Origin of the sequence: Achromobacter spanius, assembly GCF_002812705.1 — a bacterium.
In the GTDB taxonomy this organism is placed as follows: domain Bacteria; phylum Pseudomonadota; class Gammaproteobacteria; order Burkholderiales; family Burkholderiaceae_B; genus Achromobacter; species Achromobacter spanius.
Genome location: NZ_CP025030.1, coordinates 743,720 through 759,511, shown reverse-complemented (window position 1 = coordinate 759,511; position 15,792 = coordinate 743,720). Strand labels below are relative to the sequence as shown.

15 protein-coding genes are annotated in these 15,792 nt (G+C 66.2%); 6 read left to right on the top strand and 9 right to left on the bottom strand.

What is annotated here, in order from left to right; all coding sequences use genetic code 11:
* The first annotated feature begins 166 nt into the window (after window positions 1-166).
* On the top strand, window positions 167-1,183 hold the full coding sequence (locus CVS48_RS03530) for a Bug family tripartite tricarboxylate transporter substrate binding protein (RefSeq protein ID WP_167400941.1): 1,017 nt from the start codon (window positions 167-169) through the stop codon (window positions 1,181-1,183).
* 60 nt (window positions 1,184-1,243) lie between these two features.
* On the opposite strand, the gene CVS48_RS03525 is transcribed toward CVS48_RS03530, so the two are convergent.
* The 9 genes from CVS48_RS03525 to CVS48_RS03485 all read right to left on the bottom strand — a co-directional run bounded on the left by CVS48_RS03525 (window position 1,244) and on the right by CVS48_RS03485 (window position 10,652).
* Window positions 1,244-2,494, bottom strand: coding sequence for a D-amino acid dehydrogenase (locus CVS48_RS03525; RefSeq protein ID WP_100853276.1), 1,251 nt, complete (start codon window positions 2,492-2,494; stop codon window positions 1,244-1,246).
* 78 nt (window positions 2,495-2,572) lie between these two features.
* On the bottom strand, window positions 2,573-4,090 hold the full coding sequence (locus tag CVS48_RS03520; RefSeq protein WP_100853275.1) for an N-acyl-D-amino-acid deacylase family protein: 1,518 nt from the start codon (window positions 4,088-4,090) through the stop codon (window positions 2,573-2,575).
* A 7-nt stretch (window positions 4,091-4,097) separates the two neighbouring features.
* The gene (locus tag CVS48_RS03515; RefSeq protein ID WP_100853274.1) at window positions 4,098-4,760 is read right to left on the bottom strand and encodes a TetR/AcrR family transcriptional regulator; all 663 of its coding nucleotides are present in this window, start codon (window positions 4,758-4,760) and stop codon (window positions 4,098-4,100) included.
* A 3-nt stretch (window positions 4,761-4,763) separates the two neighbouring features.
* Window positions 4,764-5,144: a DUF7259 domain-containing protein gene (locus CVS48_RS03510; protein WP_100853273.1), complete on the bottom strand. Its 381-nt coding sequence runs from the start codon at window positions 5,142-5,144 to the stop codon at window positions 4,764-4,766.
* 377 nt (window positions 5,145-5,521) lie between these two features.
* On the bottom strand, window positions 5,522-6,484 hold the full coding sequence (locus CVS48_RS03505; protein WP_100853272.1) for a Nudix family hydrolase: 963 nt from the start codon (window positions 6,482-6,484) through the stop codon (window positions 5,522-5,524).
* On the bottom strand, window positions 6,477-7,343 hold the full coding sequence (locus tag CVS48_RS03500; protein WP_100853271.1) for an ATP-binding protein: 867 nt from the start codon (window positions 7,341-7,343) through the stop codon (window positions 6,477-6,479). The genes CVS48_RS03505 and CVS48_RS03500 overlap by 8 nt, the downstream gene beginning before the upstream one ends.
* Before the next feature lie 373 nt (window positions 7,344-7,716).
* Window positions 7,717-8,943, bottom strand: coding sequence for a bifunctional glutamate N-acetyltransferase/amino-acid acetyltransferase ArgJ (argJ, locus tag CVS48_RS03495; protein ID WP_100853270.1), 1,227 nt, complete (start codon window positions 8,941-8,943; stop codon window positions 7,717-7,719).
* A gap of 111 nt (window positions 8,944-9,054) precedes the next feature.
* A complete protein-coding gene (locus tag CVS48_RS03490) occupies window positions 9,055-10,095 on the bottom strand; it encodes a hypothetical protein (protein WP_100853269.1) in 1,041 nt (346 codons plus the stop codon).
* A gap of 62 nt (window positions 10,096-10,157) precedes the next feature.
* Window positions 10,158-10,652 (bottom strand): MarR family winged helix-turn-helix transcriptional regulator, encoded by a 495-nt coding sequence (locus tag CVS48_RS03485; protein WP_100853268.1) that lies wholly within the window; start codon window positions 10,650-10,652, stop codon window positions 10,158-10,160.
* A 337-nt stretch (window positions 10,653-10,989) separates the two neighbouring features.
* Between CVS48_RS03485 and CVS48_RS03480 the strand changes: the two genes are divergently transcribed.
* The 5 genes from CVS48_RS03480 (at window position 10,990) to CVS48_RS03460 (ending at window position 15,659) form a co-directional block, all read left to right on the top strand.
* Window positions 10,990-12,153, top strand: coding sequence for an ABC transporter substrate-binding protein (locus CVS48_RS03480; protein ID WP_100853267.1), 1,164 nt, complete (start codon window positions 10,990-10,992; stop codon window positions 12,151-12,153).
* A gap of 131 nt (window positions 12,154-12,284) precedes the next feature.
* Window positions 12,285-13,205, top strand: coding sequence for a branched-chain amino acid ABC transporter permease (locus CVS48_RS03475; protein WP_050447047.1), 921 nt, complete (start codon window positions 12,285-12,287; stop codon window positions 13,203-13,205).
* On the top strand, window positions 13,205-14,170 hold the full coding sequence (locus tag CVS48_RS03470) for a branched-chain amino acid ABC transporter permease (RefSeq protein ID WP_100853266.1): 966 nt from the start codon (window positions 13,205-13,207) through the stop codon (window positions 14,168-14,170). Before CVS48_RS03475 ends, CVS48_RS03470 begins: the two co-directional genes overlap by 1 nt.
* Window positions 14,167-14,955: an ABC transporter ATP-binding protein gene (locus CVS48_RS03465; RefSeq protein ID WP_100853265.1), complete on the top strand. Its 789-nt coding sequence runs from the start codon at window positions 14,167-14,169 to the stop codon at window positions 14,953-14,955. The genes CVS48_RS03470 and CVS48_RS03465 overlap by 4 nt, the downstream gene beginning before the upstream one ends.
* Window positions 14,955-15,659 carry an ABC transporter ATP-binding protein gene (locus tag CVS48_RS03460; RefSeq protein ID WP_100857487.1) on the top strand — a complete coding sequence of 235 codons (705 nt, stop codon included), beginning with the start codon at window positions 14,955-14,957 and terminating at the stop codon, window positions 15,657-15,659. The genes CVS48_RS03465 and CVS48_RS03460 overlap by 1 nt, the downstream gene beginning before the upstream one ends.
* The last annotated feature ends 133 nt before the right edge of the window (window positions 15,660-15,792 follow it).

Sequence of the window (15,792 nt, the reverse complement as noted above, 5' to 3'; positions counted from 1 at the left end):
AGGGATTACGCCTAAAACTCTTTGCTGTCGTTGACAAGTTTTCGGCGCCGGTTCTTAATGCGGGAAAAGTGACCGCATGGTCACTTTCGCTGTGCATGACGTCATGCTGCACCGACGCCGACTTCCGTTTGATCACACGAACACAATCACACGAAGGGGAAAGAGGATGGGCTGGTCATTTCAATGGCGGAGCATTGCCAGTGCCGGGCGCTGGACAGGCAAGGCGACTTCCGCCGTGGCAGCCGCCACGCTGGCATTTTCCGCGGCTGCCTCCGCACAGACTTGGCCGACGCGGCCCATCACCCTGATCGTGCCGTTTCCAGCGGGCGGCACCACCGACCTCTTCGCGCGGACCATCGCGCAGCACATGGCGCCCACGCTGGGCCAGTCCATCGTGGTTGAAAACAAGCCGGGCGCGGCGGGCAACCTGGGCGTGGCCGCCGCGACGCGCGCCGCGCCGGATGGCTACACGATTGTGCTGGGTTCCATCGGCACGCAGACGGTCAACCAGTATCTGTACAGCAACATCGGCTTCAACCCCGCCACCGACCTGGTGCCGCTGGGCATCATCGCGTCCACGCCCAACGTGATGGCGGTGGCCGCCACATCGCCATGGCGCAATCTGGATGACGTGATGAAGGCGGTGAAGAAGGACCCGGGCAAGTATTCCTATGCGTCGCCCGGCATCGGCTCATCGGTGCATCTGACGGGCGCCTACTTCGAATCGCTGGCGGGCTTGCAGATGCTGCACGTGCCGTTCAAGGGATCATCCGCCGCCATACCCGCCGTGATCGGCGGTCAGGTCGACATCCTGATGGACAACCTGCCCAGCTCCATGGCGGCCATGAAACCGGGCGGACGCTTGCGCGGCATTGCCGTAACGTCGGCCGAACGCAGCCCCGCCGCGCCCGATCTGCCGACGATGGCGGAAGCGGGCTTGCCCGGCTTCGAGGTCACCGCCTGGTCCGGTTTGTATGCACCGCGCGGCACGCCCGCGCCGGTGGTCGACAAGTTGATTGCCGCCATGAAGCAGGCCTTGAAAGCGCCCGAGCTACAGCAATCGCTGGCGCAAGGCGGCGCCACGCCGGGCAATGTCTTTGGCGCCGACCTGGCTGCGTTTGAAGAGAAAGAACGCGGCAAGTGGAGCAAGCTGATCCAAAGCCGCGGCATCAAGGCCGACTGATCGTGCGGGCGCAGGCGGGGCTATATCCGCCTTCGTCTACGCCTACACCTACGCCTGCGCTTACTTCAGTGCGAAGGCGGACGGGTCCACGGCGGGGTCGCGGCCCCGCATCAAATCCGCCAACACGCGCGCGCTGCCCAGGGCCAGCGTAAAACCCAGGCCGCCATGGCCCGTGTTCAGCCACAGATTGCGGTAAGGCGTGGCGCCGATCAGCGGCTTGCCGTCGGGCCGCGCCGGCCGCAGCCCCGCCCAGGCGCTTGGCGCACCCTTAGGTTTCAGGCTGGGAAAGAACTGCGCCACGTCGCGCTCCAGGCTGCGCGCGCGCTGCGGGTCCACGCCCGCGCCGCCCGTGCCGATGTCCACCATGCCCGCCACGCGCAGCCGCTGGCCCAGCCGCGCATACACCACCTTGCGGCGGATATCGCTGATGCTGGCGGTGGGCGCCACGCTGTCGGGCGTCAGCGTGTAGGTCAGGCTGTAGCCCTTTAGCGGATAGATGCCCAGGTTCAATCCCAGCGGCCGCGCCAGCGCTTGCGCGCCCATGCCGCTGGCCAGCACGAAGTGGTCGGCTTCCAGGTCGCCGGCCGTCGTGGCGGCGCCCATCACGCGGCCGTGTTCGCGGCGCAGCGTGTCGACCCGCGTGTTGAAGTGAAAGCGCACGGGGTCGGGCGCGGCGCGCAGGATGCGTTCCAGTTCGGTACACAGCCGCTGGCAATCGCCGGCGTCTTCGGTGGGGGTATAGAGCGCGCCCTGGATGCTTGCCTCGATGCCGGCAAGCGCGGGTTCCATGTCGAGGCAGGCGCGGGTGTCCATCACCTGTTGCTCGCAGCCCAGGCGGGCCAGGTAGTCGCGTTGCGCAAGGGCCTGCCGATAGGCGTCGGCATCTTGGTAGACCAGCAGTTTTCCTGCGCTGGCAAAGTCGAAATCGGGCTGTTCGTCACGCACCAGCGTGTGCACGCACAAGCGGCTGTACATGCCCAAGGCCAGCAGTTCGCGCGTGGTCTCGCGGTTCTTGACGCGCGTACAGGCGCGTAGAAACGCCAGGCTCCAGCGCCATTGATCGGGATCCAGCCGGGGGCGAAAGCGCAGCGGCGCGTCCTGGGCCAGCAGCCAGGACGGCAGCTTGGGCAACACGGCGGGGTCGGCCAGCGGGGCCACAAAGCTATAGCTCAGTTGCGCGCCGTTGGCCATGCTGGTGGCCTGGCCGGGGCCGGACCCCGCGTCCACGACCGTCACGCGATGGCCCTCGCGATGCAGGAAGTAGGCGGTGGCCATGCCGACCACCCCCGCGCCGATGACAACGATGTGCATGATGCTCCAGGAAAGCCGCCGCGCGCCGAGCGCGCGGCGTTCAGGGTTGCTTTTGCTATTTGCCTTTTGCTATTCGCTTTAAGTAGCGCTCGCGTTACAGGCCGCCCAAGCCGGTGTTTCGAAACCGGGGGCGGCGCGCTCGTCGCCGCGCAGCAGGCGGCCCGGGCGGGCGCCCGTGGGGGCGCCGTCTTCTTCAACCAGTTGGCCATTGACCAGCACCGCGTGGATGCCGGTGGACGGCAGCGTCGGTTCGGCAAAGCTGGCCAGGTCGGCGACGGTGGCGGCGTCGAACACCACCACGTCGGCATAGCAGCCGGCACGCAGCACGCCGCGATCCTTCAAGCCGAATTGCGCGGCGGTCAGGCTCGTCATGCGGCGCACGGCTTCTTCCAGGCCCAGCACGCGCATCTCGCGCACATAGCGCGCCAGCACGCGCGAAAACGCGCCCCACAGGCGCGGGTGCGGGCGTTGGTCATGCGGCAGGCCGTCCGACCCGATCATGACGCTGCCATGCCCGATGACCCGCTTGACGTCCGCTTCATCCATCGAAAAATAAATGGCGCCTCCCGGCGACAGTTCTTCGGCCAGGCGGGTGGGGTCCTTGCCTTCGCGCGCGGCCAGTTCGCGCAGGTCCACGCCCTGGATTTCCGGGCGCGTCTGCGACCACGTGACGATGATTTTTTCGCCGGCCGCCACGCGGCGTGGTTCCAGAATGGTGGACGACGCCGCGTAGGGGTAGACGTCCATGCCCAGCGGCTGGTCGGCACGCACGCGGTCGAACAGCGCCAGCGTTTGCGCGGTGCGTCCGTGGTTGTGCTTGCCGGTGACCTTGTGGTGCGACAGGATGGCCGGCACGTCGGCCGCGCGGCCAATCAGGAAAGCTTCTTCCATGGCGTCGCAAACGTGGTCGGCTTCGTCGCGCAGGTGGGTGGTATACAGGCCGCGCCAGGCCGACAAGGGCTCGGCCACGCCGATCACTTCCTCGGTGCTGGCGTGCATGGCGGTGGGGTAGTACAGGCCCGTGGACAAGCCCGCGGCACCCGCCGCCATGGCCTCGTCCAGCGCGCGCCGCATGGTTGCGATCTCGCCCTTGTCGGCGGGGCGGTCCAGCCGGTTCATGGCCGATACGCGCAAGCTGGAATGGCCCACCAGCGCCAGGCTGTTGACGGCGGCGGGCGCGGCGGAAAGCGCGTCGGCGTAGTCCTGCATGCGGGCGTAGAGTTCGCCCGTGTGCTTGGCCAGCAGGTTCAGCGGGGGCGGCACCACGTCGCCCGGTGCGCGCACCGGCGCCAGGCTGATGCCGCAGTTGCCGGTGACCACGGTGGTGATGCCCTGGCTGACTTTAGGCCGCATAAGCGGAGAGCCCAGCAACGCGCGGTCATCGTGGGTATGGCAATCAATGAAGCCCGGCGACACCACCTTGCCGGTGGCATCCAGGCGGCGCCGCGCGCGCCACTGCGCGCCGTCGCCGATGGCCGCGATGCGCTCGCCCTGGATGGCGATGTCGGCGCGGCGGGCGGGCCCGCCCAGGCCGTCGGCGACCTGGCCGCCGATGATGATGATGTCGTATTCCTGCGGGTCAAGATGCGCGGGCATGTAGGGCTCAGGTTGGGGGATCGGCGGCCGACGGTTTGCCGCGCCGCGCCTCCAGGTTGGCAAGGGATTCGGTATTCAGGGGGGCGGGCAAGCCACGGGCCACCAGGTGTTCCAGCGCGGCGCTGATCCGTTCCCACCCTTCGGGCGTGCGCAGTGGCACGCCCAGGAAATGGGATTCGGTCTTGGCGCGCAGCATCAGGTACAGCACGCCCGCCAACATCACGCTGACCGTCGCGGGCATGTCCAGGTTGGGCGCCAGGCCGTCCAGGCGGTCGATGAAGCCGCGCGCCGCGCGTTCGCGCCGTTCGGCCAACGGCGCGGACACCTCGTTGCGTTCTATCAATTCCCAGCGGCGCACTTCGCGCAGCGTTTCATTGCCGCCCAGCGCGTCGATCTGCGCGCGCAGCATGGACAGCACCAGTTCCGCGGGCGTGCGCTGGCTGGATTCATCTTCGGCCAGCAGGCCGGGGTTGCGCGTCCAGAAATCTTGTTCCTGCATCCAGGCCAGCATCAGGCCGGGCATGCCGTCGAAGTAGCGGTAGATAAGTTCTTTGCTGACCCCCGCGCGCTTGGCGATGGCGTTGATGCCCACCCCGCCCATGCCCGTTTCCAGTATCTGGGCTTCCAGCGCTTGCAGGATCAGTCTCTCGGTATTTTCGCGGCGGGACATGGCTTATTCCTTCATGAAGATGAGGAAGCGGGCGGGGTCCGGCACGCCGGTCACTTGCCCGTCAGCCAGGTCGGCAATAAGTTCGCTGACGGTGTGGCCGAATAGCCTTCCATCTTGCCAGAGTTCGCTGCCCAGGTAGACCACATTCGCACGCCCCGGGTAAAGGGGCCATGCAGGGTCGGCCTGTTCGATGGCGAGGAGGCGTCCGAGCGCGTTGACCCGCACGCGGTCATGGGTTGCGAGGGTGATCGGCGTTGCCGCATGCGGGGTCAGGGCGCGGTAGGAAGCGGGCTTACCGGTCATGGCGCACCAGGCCAGGTCCGCGATGGCGTCGGCCAGCAGCGGCGCCGCGCAAGAGAAAGTCGCGGCGGACCGGATTGGCATCGCCTTCAAAGGAGGAACGCTGGGGCATCCTGGACTTCCTTGTTGTGGGGACGACGACAAAGAGAGGGTGCAGCGACTGCGGTTCAGACGTAATGTGACTACATGGTCACATTAAGGATTCGAAGATATTGCTTTCGGCCAGAGGGCAGCAAGGGGGGAGTTTCCCTAGGGGGCAATGCAGCGACGGCGCATGAGCAATGCAGCCGAAGGGCAAGGGTATGCAAGCGACGGACAAGCGGTACGCAACCAAGCGCAATCGAAGCACAAACGGAACGTGGTCGTAACGCAATCGAAGCGCAACCGGAATGAAAAACGCCGCGCCGTGGCAAGCACGGAACGCGGCGTCTTGATGCAGCTGGCAGACGATAAGGTGCGTGTCAGATCACGCCACGAATGCCGGCGATGCCGTGCGCGCCATGGCGCAGTGCGTGCGACACGGTCGTGGTCGACTGGCCGCCCAACGCGAACACGGGGATGCCGGCATCACGGTTGCCGGCAACAAAGCCTTCCCAACCCAGCGTGGCCGCGCCGGGGTGGCTGGGCGTGTCCAGCACCGGGCCCAGCACCGCGAAGTCGGCGCCGAGTTCGCGGGCGTGGACCACTTGCGGGTTGTCGTGCGCGGACACGCCAACGAGCGCGCCCGCCGGCAGTTCGGGCCGCGCGTGCAGGCGGGCGGCATCCGCCGTGCGCAAATGCACGCCGTCGGCTTCCTTCCACCAGGCGGCGGGGTGTGCGCTATTGACCAGCACGCGCGCGCAGGCGGCGCGGCAACGCTTGATCACCTGCTGCAGGACCTCGTGCAGCGAGCTTGCGCCCGCGCCGTCCGGCCATTGCGGCTCACGAAACTGCACCAGCTTCACACCGCGCGCCAGCGCCGCGTCCAGACGGCCCAGGAACGCGGCCACGCCCGCGCGCGAGCCGATCGAACTGATGCCGTAGGTAGTGGGCAGTTGCAGCCAGCGTAACGGGGGCAGGGTGGCGGGCAAGAGATCGCCGACGGACGCTGCGTTGGCAGGGTCCACCCATTCCAGGCGCTGGTTCTCAAGCCCTTGCGGCTCGCCTTCCCACGCGGTCACGTGGCAGAACGCCAGGCGCACCGTGGTGTGCGGATACACGTGCACATAGGTCACCCACGGCCGCGACTGCGTCACGCGGATGCCCAGCTCTTCGTGCAGTTCGCGGGCCAGCGCTTCCAGCACGGTTTCGCCCGGCTCCAGCTTGCCGCCCGGCAATTCCCACCAGCCCGACCACGGCTTGCCTTCGGGCCGCTGGCCCAGCAGCAGCATGCCATCGGGACGCAGGATCAAACCGGCGGCAACGTCAACGATCTTCTCAGACATGGCGGGCCGCCCAGTCGCGCGCGAATTGATAGGCCACGCGGCCCGAACGCGAGCCGCGTTCGATGGTCCATTGCAGCGCCTCGGTGCGCGAGGGCTCGATATGCGCCTCGGGGCAACCCAGCTCGCGCAGCCAGTGGTAGACGATGTCCAGGTAGTCGTCCTGCTTGAAGGGGTAGAACGACAGCCACAGACCGAAGCGTTCCGACAGCGAGATCTTCTCCTCGACGGTCTCGCCAGGGTGGATTTCGCCATCGGGCTGATGCTTGGCTTGCAGGTTTTCGCTCATGTATTCCGGCATCAGGTGGCGCCGGTTGGACGTGGCGTAGATCAGCACGTTGTCGCCCGAGGCCGACACCGAGCCGTCCAGCACGGACTTCAGCGCCTTGTAGCCGGGCTCGCCTTCTTCAAACGACAGGTCGTCGCAGAACACGATGAAGCGCTCGGGGCGCGAGGCGACGAGTTCAACGATGTCGGGCAGGTCGCCCAGGTCGGACTTGTCGACTTCGATCAAACGCAGGCCGCGCTCGCCATAGGCCGCCAGCATGGCCTTGACCAGGGAGCTCTTGCCGGTGCCGCGCGCGCCGGTCATGAGCACGTTGTTGGCCGGCTTGTTCTCAAGGAACTGCAGGGTGTTGCGGTCGATGGTGGCCTTCTGGCGTTCGATGTGCTGAAGGTCCTGCATGTCGATGCGCGCAACGTGGCGCACCGCGTCCAGCCAGCCGCGCGAGCCACGCTTGCGCCAACGGAAGGCGTGCGCGCTCCAGTCGATCTCGGGCGTGGCGGGCGGAAGAAAGGCCTCAAGCTGCGCCAACACCCGCTCGGCGCGCTGGATCAGGGTGGAAAATTCAGTTGCGGTCACGTCTTCATCCTTGGGTGGCGTGGGTGGCGTTGTGGGTTGCGGCGGAGGGGGCGGTCGTTGTGGGTGGTGGTGGGGTGGGACGATGGGCTTGGGTGCGCGGACCTGATGGGTTTGCGCGCTTGGCGCTTGCGTTCTTGGCCGCAGCCTGCCGCGCTACACCCATCCTACGATGGCCGTTCGACCGCACGATGGTCGTTCGACCGTACGACGGCCGTGCCGGCGTACGATGGCCGTGCCGGCGTAGGATGGCCGTGCCGGCGTAGGATGGGTGAAGCGCGCGATAGCTTCAAGAAGAACACCGCCTAACATCGCGCGCAACCCATCAACCTACACCACGCGCACCCACCAAATAAATGGCGCGCACCCCATCAATTTACGAACGGTAATCCGCGTTGATCGACACATACTCATGCGAGAAATCGCAGGTGTACACCGTGTCCGCCACCTTGCCGCGGCCCAGCGCGATGCGCACCTGGATCTCGGCCTGCTTCATTACGCGCTGGCCGTCGGTTTCCTGGTAATCCGGGTTGCGGCCGCCGTCTTTCGCCACCAGCACATCGTCCAGCCACAGGCGGATGTTCGACACGTCCAGATCGTCGATTCCCGCGTAACCCACCGCCGCCAGAATGCGGCCCAGGTTGGGGTCCGAGGCAAAGAACGCGGTCTTGACCAACGGCGAATGCGCCACGGCATACGCCACCTTCAGCGCTTCTTCCGTGGTGCCGGCTTCTTCCACGCGGATGGTCATGAACTTGGTGGCGCCTTCGGCGTCGCGCACGATCTTCGTGGCCAATTCCAGCGCGGCGGCGGTCAGCGCCTCGCGCACGGCGGCGTAGGCGGCGTCGGACTCGCTGTTGATGTTCACGCCCGACTTGCCGGTGGCGGCGATGATGAAGGAATCGTTCGTGGATGTGTCGCCGTCAACCGTGATGCGGTTGAAGGACGCATCGGCAATTTCCACGGCCAGCTTCTTCAACAGCGGCTGGGCGATGCCGGCATCGGTGGCCAAAAAGCTGAGCATCGTGGCCATGTTGGGGCGGATCATGCCCGCGCCCTTGCTGATGCCGGTGAAGGTAACGGTCTTGCCGTCGATCTGCACCTTGGCCGACGAGATCTTGGGCAGCGTGTCGGTCGTCATGATGCCGTGGGCGGCGCTGGACCAGTGGTCGGCCGCCAGGTTGGCGATGGCGCCCGGCAGGCCGGCGACCAGGCGGTCCAGCGGCAGCGGCTCAAGAATGACGCCGGTGGAAAACGGCAGGATCTGCGAGGCGGGCACGCCCAGCAACTTACCCAGCGCGTCGCAAGTGTCGCGCGCCTTCTTCAGGCCTTCTTCGCCGGTACCCGCGTTGGCGTTGCCGGTGTTGATGACCAGCGCGCTGATCGGGCCGCCGGCGGCCAGGTGGGCCTGGCAAACCTGCACCGGTGCGGCGCAGAAGCGGTTGCGGGTGAACACACCCGCCACGCTGGTGCCTTCGGCCAGGCGGAACACGGTCAGGTCACGTCGGTTGGCTTTGCGGATGCCGGCCTCGGTGACGCCGATTTCAACGCCGGCAACAGGAAAAATTTCGGACTCGGAGGGGATCTGCAAATTAACGGCCATGACTTCGTCTCTTGGTAGGCAGGACAAAATCGCCGCCAGGCTAGGCGGCGTGCGGGGGAAAGGTTCGTATTATCCCACCGCTTTGCGGCAGGGGCTTGTCAGGGGGACGGCTCAGGGGGCCATGCGCATCGCGGCCACGTCCAGCACCCCGGCATCGCGGTTGCTCAGCACGCTGCGCACCGTGCCGTCGGGCGCTTGCAGCACCGAACTGCCGGCCGCCACGTCTTCGCCGCCATCACGGCGCGCCGAGCGGCCGCGCGAGGGCGAAAACAGCAGGTCGCCTGGCTGGGCGCCGGGCAGGCGGGGGTTGGCGGTCAGCACGCGGGTGCCGGGCGGGTAGGTCATGGCGCCCAGCGTGGTGTCGCGGGCCAGCAGGCCTTCAAAATCCAGCAGGCGGCGTTGGCCGTCCAGTCGCATGTCCACCTTCAGCAGGGGCAGTTGGCGCAGGTCAATCGCGTCGCTGCCTTCGGTGCGCAGCAGCCAGCGCGGCGCGCCGGTGTTGGCGTCCGGCGCCGTGCCGCGCGCGGCTTCATCCACCTTCAGCCAGGCGCCGGGCGGCACCGCTTGCTGGTCCAGCGTATTGCCCACGGCCAGATGGCAACTGGCAAACCGCGCCTGGCCGCCCTGCAATACGAATTCAAGCCGGTGCCCATGGGCGCACAGCCACCCTTCCTGCGCCTGGTCGCGGGCAATTTCCACGGACAGGGTTTCGGGCTGCTTGGGGGTGGCGGCGTAGCGGAACAGGCGGGTGGCGGCAAGGCCCTGGATGGCGGCGGGCTGTGTGTCGGGAAATACCGCGCGGTCAAACGAGGCCAGGTCGCCCGCTTGCGTCAGGCTGAGCACGGTGCCGGCGGGCATGTCGACACCGGCCAGCCGCGTGGGCTGCGTCAGCGTTGTCTTGCGGCCGGCGTCGGCCTGGGCGTCACGCTGGGTCGCGAACCACACGCTGAGCTGCTGATACGGAAAGATGGCGCCCACCAGCGCCAGAATGGTCATCAAGATGGTGCCGGCGCGCCGGTGGTCGCCCAGCCAAAGCCGCGCGCTGGGCGTGGTGGCCAGCACGGCCAGCCAGGTCAGCAAGGTGGCCAGGCAGGCCAACGAGGCCACCATCAGCACGTAGAAGTTACCGCCAGGAAGAGAAACCGGAATCATGGCGGCAATTATGCGCCAATCCGGATGCGGTTTTCAGCCCTGGCGGCAAGGCGGCGGCGGGCTCAGCCCTTGGCGGATTCCGAGCGGGTGGCCACCACTTGCAGCTTGAGTTCGCCCAGCGCCTGGAACAGCGCATTGCGGGTGGACTCGGGCAGTTCGCCAAACATGGATTTGACCCAGGTTTCATGCGCGCGGGCCATGCGCGCAAAGCTCTTCTTGCCCTGGGGCGTCAGCTTGATCAGTGAACTGCGGCGGTCGGACTCGACCTTGGTGCGCACTACCAGCCCTTCTTTTTCAAGCTGGTCGGTAATGCCGGTGATATTGCCGTTGGTGACCATCATGTGGCGCGACAGTTCGCCCATTTTCATGCCCTTGGGCGCGCGTTGCAGTTGCGCCATCAGGTCGAAGCGGGGCAGGGTGGTGTCGAATTCGTTGCGCAGGCGGCTGCGGATTTCGCCTTCGATGAGATTGGCGCAGGTGAGCATGCGCAGCCACAGCCGCAGCGCGTGGTGGTCGTCGGGCGCGGCGCGGGATTCGAGATCAGGAGCGTCAGTCATCGGCGGTTTTCTTGAGGTTCGGCGAGATGTCGGGTACTGTCGCGCGAGCGTCGTACCAGGCGTTTCGTCGATACGGTCTTCGTTGATGGAAGGGCTGGTGTAAACCCAGGGCTGGTAAAAACCCTAGTCTTGTTTTGAAGAATACTTTAAACCTAAACTATGAACCGCGCCAGCTTTCCCTGTGCAGCACAAGGGGGATGGTGGTGTGGCAAGCAGGCTTGCAAGCACGTGTTTGACGGCGGCGCATTGGCGCCGGCAGGCCGGGCAAAGAAGTCATTCGAATCGCACCCTCAATAAGAACACCCTCTGCGCGGGCTCGCGCACGGAGCACACCACCATGCGTTTGATCACTTCCCTTATCGCCGCCGCCGCGCTGGTTCCGGCCGTGGCTATGGCTGACGCCGTCAAGGTCGGCATCGCCAACGACATCTCCGGCCCGTTCTCGGCGCTGGGCGCCGAAGCCCGTGATGGCTTCAATCTGGCCATCAAGCAACTGGGCAGCAAGCTGGGCGGTCAGCCCGCCGAATTCGTGCAGACCGACATGGGCGGCAACCCGGACCAGGCCCGCCAATTGGTCACGCGCTACATCCAGCGCGAAAAAATCGACTTCTTCACGGGCCCGATTGGTTCCAACGTGGCACTGGCCGTCGGCCCCGCGCTGTTCGCCGCCAAGATTCCGTACCTGTCGAACAACCCGGGCCCCAGCCAATTCGCCGGCGCCCAATGCAACAACTACTGGTTCGGCACGTCCTACCAGAACGACGCCTTCCACGAAGCGGCCGGCAAGGTTGCCGCCGACCGCGGCTTCAAGAAGATGTTCATCATGGCGCCCGACTACCCGGCCGGCAAGGACGCGCTGACGGGCTTCAAACGCGGCTACAAGATCGCCCCGGGCGACGAGGTCTACACCAAGCTGGGCCAGATCGACTACGCCGCCGAAATCGCGCAGATCCGCGCGGCCAAGCCGGACGCGGTCTACATCTTCCTGCCGGGCGGCATGGGCATCAACTTCGTCAAGCAGTTCGTGTCGGCGGGCCTGTCGCAAAGCGTCAAGCTGATCGGCCCCGGCTTCTCGGCCGACGAAGACGTGATCCAGGCCGTGGGCGACCCCATGCTGGGCATGTACAACACCGCGCAGTGGGCGCATGACCTGGACGTGCCGCAGAACAAGATCTTCGTGGACGCCTTCCGCAAGGAATACAACGGCCGCTATCCGTCGGTGTACGCCGCCCAGGCCTACGACGTCATCATGGCCATGGACGCCGCCGTCAAGCAGGCCGGCGGCAAGGCCTCGGACCGCGCGGCCGTCGTCGCCGCGCTGGAAAAGGCCGACTACCCCTCGGTGCGCGGCAGCTTCACCTACGGCAAGAACCACTATCCGATCCAGGCCTACTACCTGCGCGTCATCGACAAGGATGGCAGCGGCCGCATCACCAACAAGCTGGTGGGCAAGGTGTTCGACAAGTACCAGGACGTCTACGTCGGCGAGTGCAAGCTCTGAGGTAAGACGCCCAAGCACACGTCAGCCGCGCTTTCCGGCCATGCCGGACGCGGCCGGCGCGTGCCGCCGTCCAATGCAGGTTCGAATCGCACGCGCACCGCCATCAAGGTTCGCGGCAGGGGGAAGTGTTCATGACGTTTACGCTGATCGTCGAGCAATTGCTGAACGGTCTGCAGTTTGGGTTGATGTTGTTTTTGATCGCGGCCGGGCTGACCCTGGTTTTCGGCATCATGGACATCATGAATCTGGCTCACGGCTCGCTCTACATGGCCGGCGCCTATGTCGCCGCCGAAACCATGCAGCGCACAGGTTCATTCACCGCCGCCGTCCTGGTGGCGGCCGTCGCCACCGGCCTGGTCGGCGTGGTGCTGGAACTGACGCTGATCCGCCGCCTGGCGCTGCGCGACCACCTGGCCCAGGTGCTGGGTACCTACGCTGTCATTCTTATCGCCAATGACCTGGTCAAGATGATCTGGGGGCCTGCCCCCGTCATGCTGAACATGCCGGCCATGCTGTCAGGTCCCGTGCGCTTGATGCCCGACCTGCTGTATCCCGCCTACCGCTTGATGATCATTGTGTTCGGCGTGGCCGCCGCCGCGGGCCTGTACTGGTTCGTGACGCGCACCCGTGCCGGCGTGCTGGTGCGGGCCGGGGCGTCCAACCGGCAGATGGCCACGCTGATGGGCGTGCGCGTACCGCTGCTGTTCCTGGGCGTGTTCGTGCTGGGTGCGATGCTGGCCGCCGTGGCCGGGGCGCTGCTTGGGCCGATCACCGCCGTGCAGTTGGGCATGGGCGAAGACATCCTGATCCTGGTGCTGGTGTGCATCGTCATCGGTGGCATCGGTTCCATTCGCGGCGCCTTTGTGGGTGCGCTGCTGGTGGGCATGGTGGACACGGCGGGGCGGGCCTTCCTGCCCATGCTGCTGCGCCAGATCTTTTCGCCGGCCGTGGCCTCCAGCGTCGGCCCGACGCTGGCCGCCATCGCCATTTACGTATTGATGGCGGCTGTGCTGGTGTTCCGGCCCTCTGGCCTGTTTCCGGCGCGGGGTTGATGATGAAAAGCACAATCTGGACCGTTCTCCTGCTGCTGGCGCTGGCGGTGTTCCCGCTGGTGGCCCCGGCGCTGGGCCTGGACTTCTACATATCCTTCGTGCGCCGCGTGCTGATCTACGCGCTGGCCGCGACCAGCCTGAACTTGATCCTGGGCTATGGCGGCATGGTGGCGCTGGGGCACGCGGCCTTCTTCGGCGCGGGCGCCTACGCCGTCGGCATCCTGGCCATGTCGGGCGTCACGTCGGCGCTGATCGTCTGGCCGGTGGCCATGGTGCTGGCTGGCGTGCTGGCGGCAATCACGGGCGCGATCTCGCTGCGCACCCGTGGCGTGTACTTCATCATGATCACGCTGGCGTTCGCGCAGATGCTCTACTACATCTTCATTTCGCTGCGCCAGTACGGCGGGGAAGACGGGCTGAACCTGCCCGGCTATTCCACGCTGCCGGGCATCGACCTGGCCAACGACGTCAGCTTCTATTACCTGGTGCTGGCGCTGTTCGCGGTGTTGATGTGGGTATTCAGCCGCGTGGTGTCTTCGCGTTTCGGCACCGCCTTGCAGGGCATCCGCGAAAACGAATCGCGCATGGAAGCCATGGGCTATCCGGTCTACCGCATCAAGCTCGTGGCCTTCACGCTGAGCGGCGCGGCGGCGGGCCTGGCGGGCGCGCTGCTGGCCAACCACAACCTGTTCATCTCGCCCAACCTGATGCAATGGACCCAGTCGGCCAACCTGCTGATCATGGTGCTGGTGGGCGGCATCGGCCTGCGCTGGGGCGGTGTGGCCGGCGCGGTGGTGATGCTGACGCTGGAAGAAGTGCTGCGCCTGTGGACCGAATACTGGCACCTGCCCCTGGGCGTGCTGCTGCTGTGTGTGGTGTTTGGCGCGCCGCGCGGTCTGGTCGGCCTGTTCGGCCCGATGTTCGGCGGACGCGCCGCGGCCCAATCCGGCAAGGTGGGATCATGAACCTGGCATCCAACACCAACAACAACTCGGGCGTGCCGGCCTTGCAGGCCACCGGCCTGGTGCGCCGCTTTGGCGCCCTGGTCGCCACCGACAACGTGTCGCTATCCCTGAACCCGGGCGAAATCCACGCGCTGATCGGCCCCAACGGCGCCGGCAAGTCCACGCTGATCCATCTGCTGTCAGGCACGCTGGCGGCGGATTCCGGCACGCTGACCGTGGGTGGGCGCGACGTCACCAGCATGAACGCGCACCAGCGCGTGGCAGCCGGGCTGTCGCGGTCCTACCAGATCACCAACATCTTCAAGCAGTCCACCGTGTTGGACAACCTGGTGCTGGCGGTGCAGGCGCACGCGGGCAGCAGCTTCCGCTTCTGGTCGCCGCGCACGGCCCAGACCGCGCTGTACGAACAGGCGCGCGAGCTGGCGCGGGAATGCGCCATCGACGCCAGCCTGCTGGAACGCCCGGCCGGCACGCTGCCGCACGGCGAACAACGCAAGGTGGAGTTCGCCCTGGCCTTGGCCGCGCGCCCCAGCGTGCTGTTGCTGGACGAGCCCATGGCCGGCATGGGGCCGGACGAAACCGTGCGCCTGACCGAATTGATCGAATCCCTGCGGGGCCGCGCCGCCATGCTGCTGGTTGAACACGACATGCAGGCGGTGTTCCGCCTGGCCGACCGTCTGTCGGTGCTGGTGTATGGCCGCGTCATTGCCACCGGCACCCCCGACGAAATCCGCGCCAATCCGGAAGTGCGGCAAGCCTATCTGGGCGACGAGGAGACCGCATGATGCTCACCATCGAATCCGCTCAAAGCGGCTACGGCGCCAGCCAGGTGCTGTTTGGCGTGGACCTGCAGATTGGCGCCGGCCAGGTGGTGACCTTGCTGGGCCGCAACGGCATGGGCAAGACCACGCTGCTGCGCACGCTCTTCGGCCAGTTGCCACTGCGTGGCGGCAAGATCCATTTCGCGGGCCAGGACATCAGCGGCTGGAGCTCCGATCGCATCGCGCGCGCCGGCGTGGCCATCGTGCCCGAGGGGCGGCAGTGCTTTCCCAACCTTACGGTGCGCGAACACCTCACGGCGTTTACCGCCTCGCGCAATCCCGGCATCGGTGAACCCTGGACGCCGGACCGCGTGTTCGAGCTGTTTCCACGCCTGCGCGAACGCGCCCGCAACATGGGCAACCAGTTGTCGGGCGGCGAGCAGCAGATGCTGGCCATCGGCCGCGCCCTGGTCACCAACCCGCGCCTGCTGATCCTGGACGAAGCCACGGAAGGCCTGGCGCCCAAGATCCGCGAAGAAATCTGGATGTGCCTGGCGCGCCTGCGCCAAGCGGGCCAGACCATCCTGGTCATCGACAAATATGTTGAAAGATTGCTGAGCCTGGCCGACCAGCACGTCATCCTGGAACGCGGCAAGGTCGTCTGGACGGGCGATTCCAAGGCCCTGGATGCGGACCGCGGCCTATGGGAACGCTATCTGGGCGTGTAGTAATAAAGCTGCACAATGCGCGGGTGAGCGAAAGAAAAATTAGATATAAATCGCAATAAACCGCCATTTTCATTGCTGGGCTGAAACACAAGGTGTCTGCACTGAATCTTGATGTTTGCGCCTGTTTCAATTG

Bases quoted from the DNA above. Each gene is read 5' to 3' on its own strand.
- CVS48_RS03530 (WP_167400941.1), top strand. From the start codon at position 167: ATGGGCTGGTCATTTCAATGGCGGAGCATTGCCAGTGCCGGGCGCTGG.
- CVS48_RS03525 (WP_100853276.1), bottom strand. From the start codon at position 2,494: ATGCACATCGTTGTCATCGGCGCGGGGGTGGTCGGCATGGCCACCGCC.
- CVS48_RS03520 (WP_100853275.1), bottom strand. From the start codon at position 4,090: ATGCCCGCGCATCTTGACCCGCAGGAATACGACATCATCATCATCGGC.
- CVS48_RS03515 (WP_100853274.1), bottom strand. From the start codon at position 4,760: ATGTCCCGCCGCGAAAATACCGAGAGACTGATCCTGCAAGCGCTGGAA.
- CVS48_RS03510 (WP_100853273.1), bottom strand. From the start codon at position 5,144: ATGCCAATCCGGTCCGCCGCGACTTTCTCTTGCGCGGCGCCGCTGCTG.
- CVS48_RS03505 (WP_100853272.1), bottom strand. From the start codon at position 6,484: ATGTCTGAGAAGATCGTTGACGTTGCCGCCGGTTTGATCCTGCGTCCC.
- argJ (WP_100853270.1), bottom strand. From the start codon at position 8,943: ATGGCCGTTAATTTGCAGATCCCCTCCGAGTCCGAAATTTTTCCTGTT.
- CVS48_RS03490 (WP_100853269.1), bottom strand. From the start codon at position 10,095: ATGATTCCGGTTTCTCTTCCTGGCGGTAACTTCTACGTGCTGATGGTG.
- CVS48_RS03485 (WP_100853268.1), bottom strand. From the start codon at position 10,652: ATGACTGACGCTCCTGATCTCGAATCCCGCGCCGCGCCCGACGACCAC.
- CVS48_RS03480 (WP_100853267.1), top strand. From the start codon at position 10,990: ATGCGTTTGATCACTTCCCTTATCGCCGCCGCCGCGCTGGTTCCGGCC.
- CVS48_RS03475 (WP_050447047.1), top strand. From the start codon at position 12,285: ATGACGTTTACGCTGATCGTCGAGCAATTGCTGAACGGTCTGCAGTTT.
- CVS48_RS03470 (WP_100853266.1), top strand. From the start codon at position 13,205: ATGATGAAAAGCACAATCTGGACCGTTCTCCTGCTGCTGGCGCTGGCG.
- CVS48_RS03465 (WP_100853265.1), top strand. From the start codon at position 14,167: ATGAACCTGGCATCCAACACCAACAACAACTCGGGCGTGCCGGCCTTG.
- CVS48_RS03460 (WP_100857487.1), top strand. From the start codon at position 14,955: ATGCTCACCATCGAATCCGCTCAAAGCGGCTACGGCGCCAGCCAGGTG.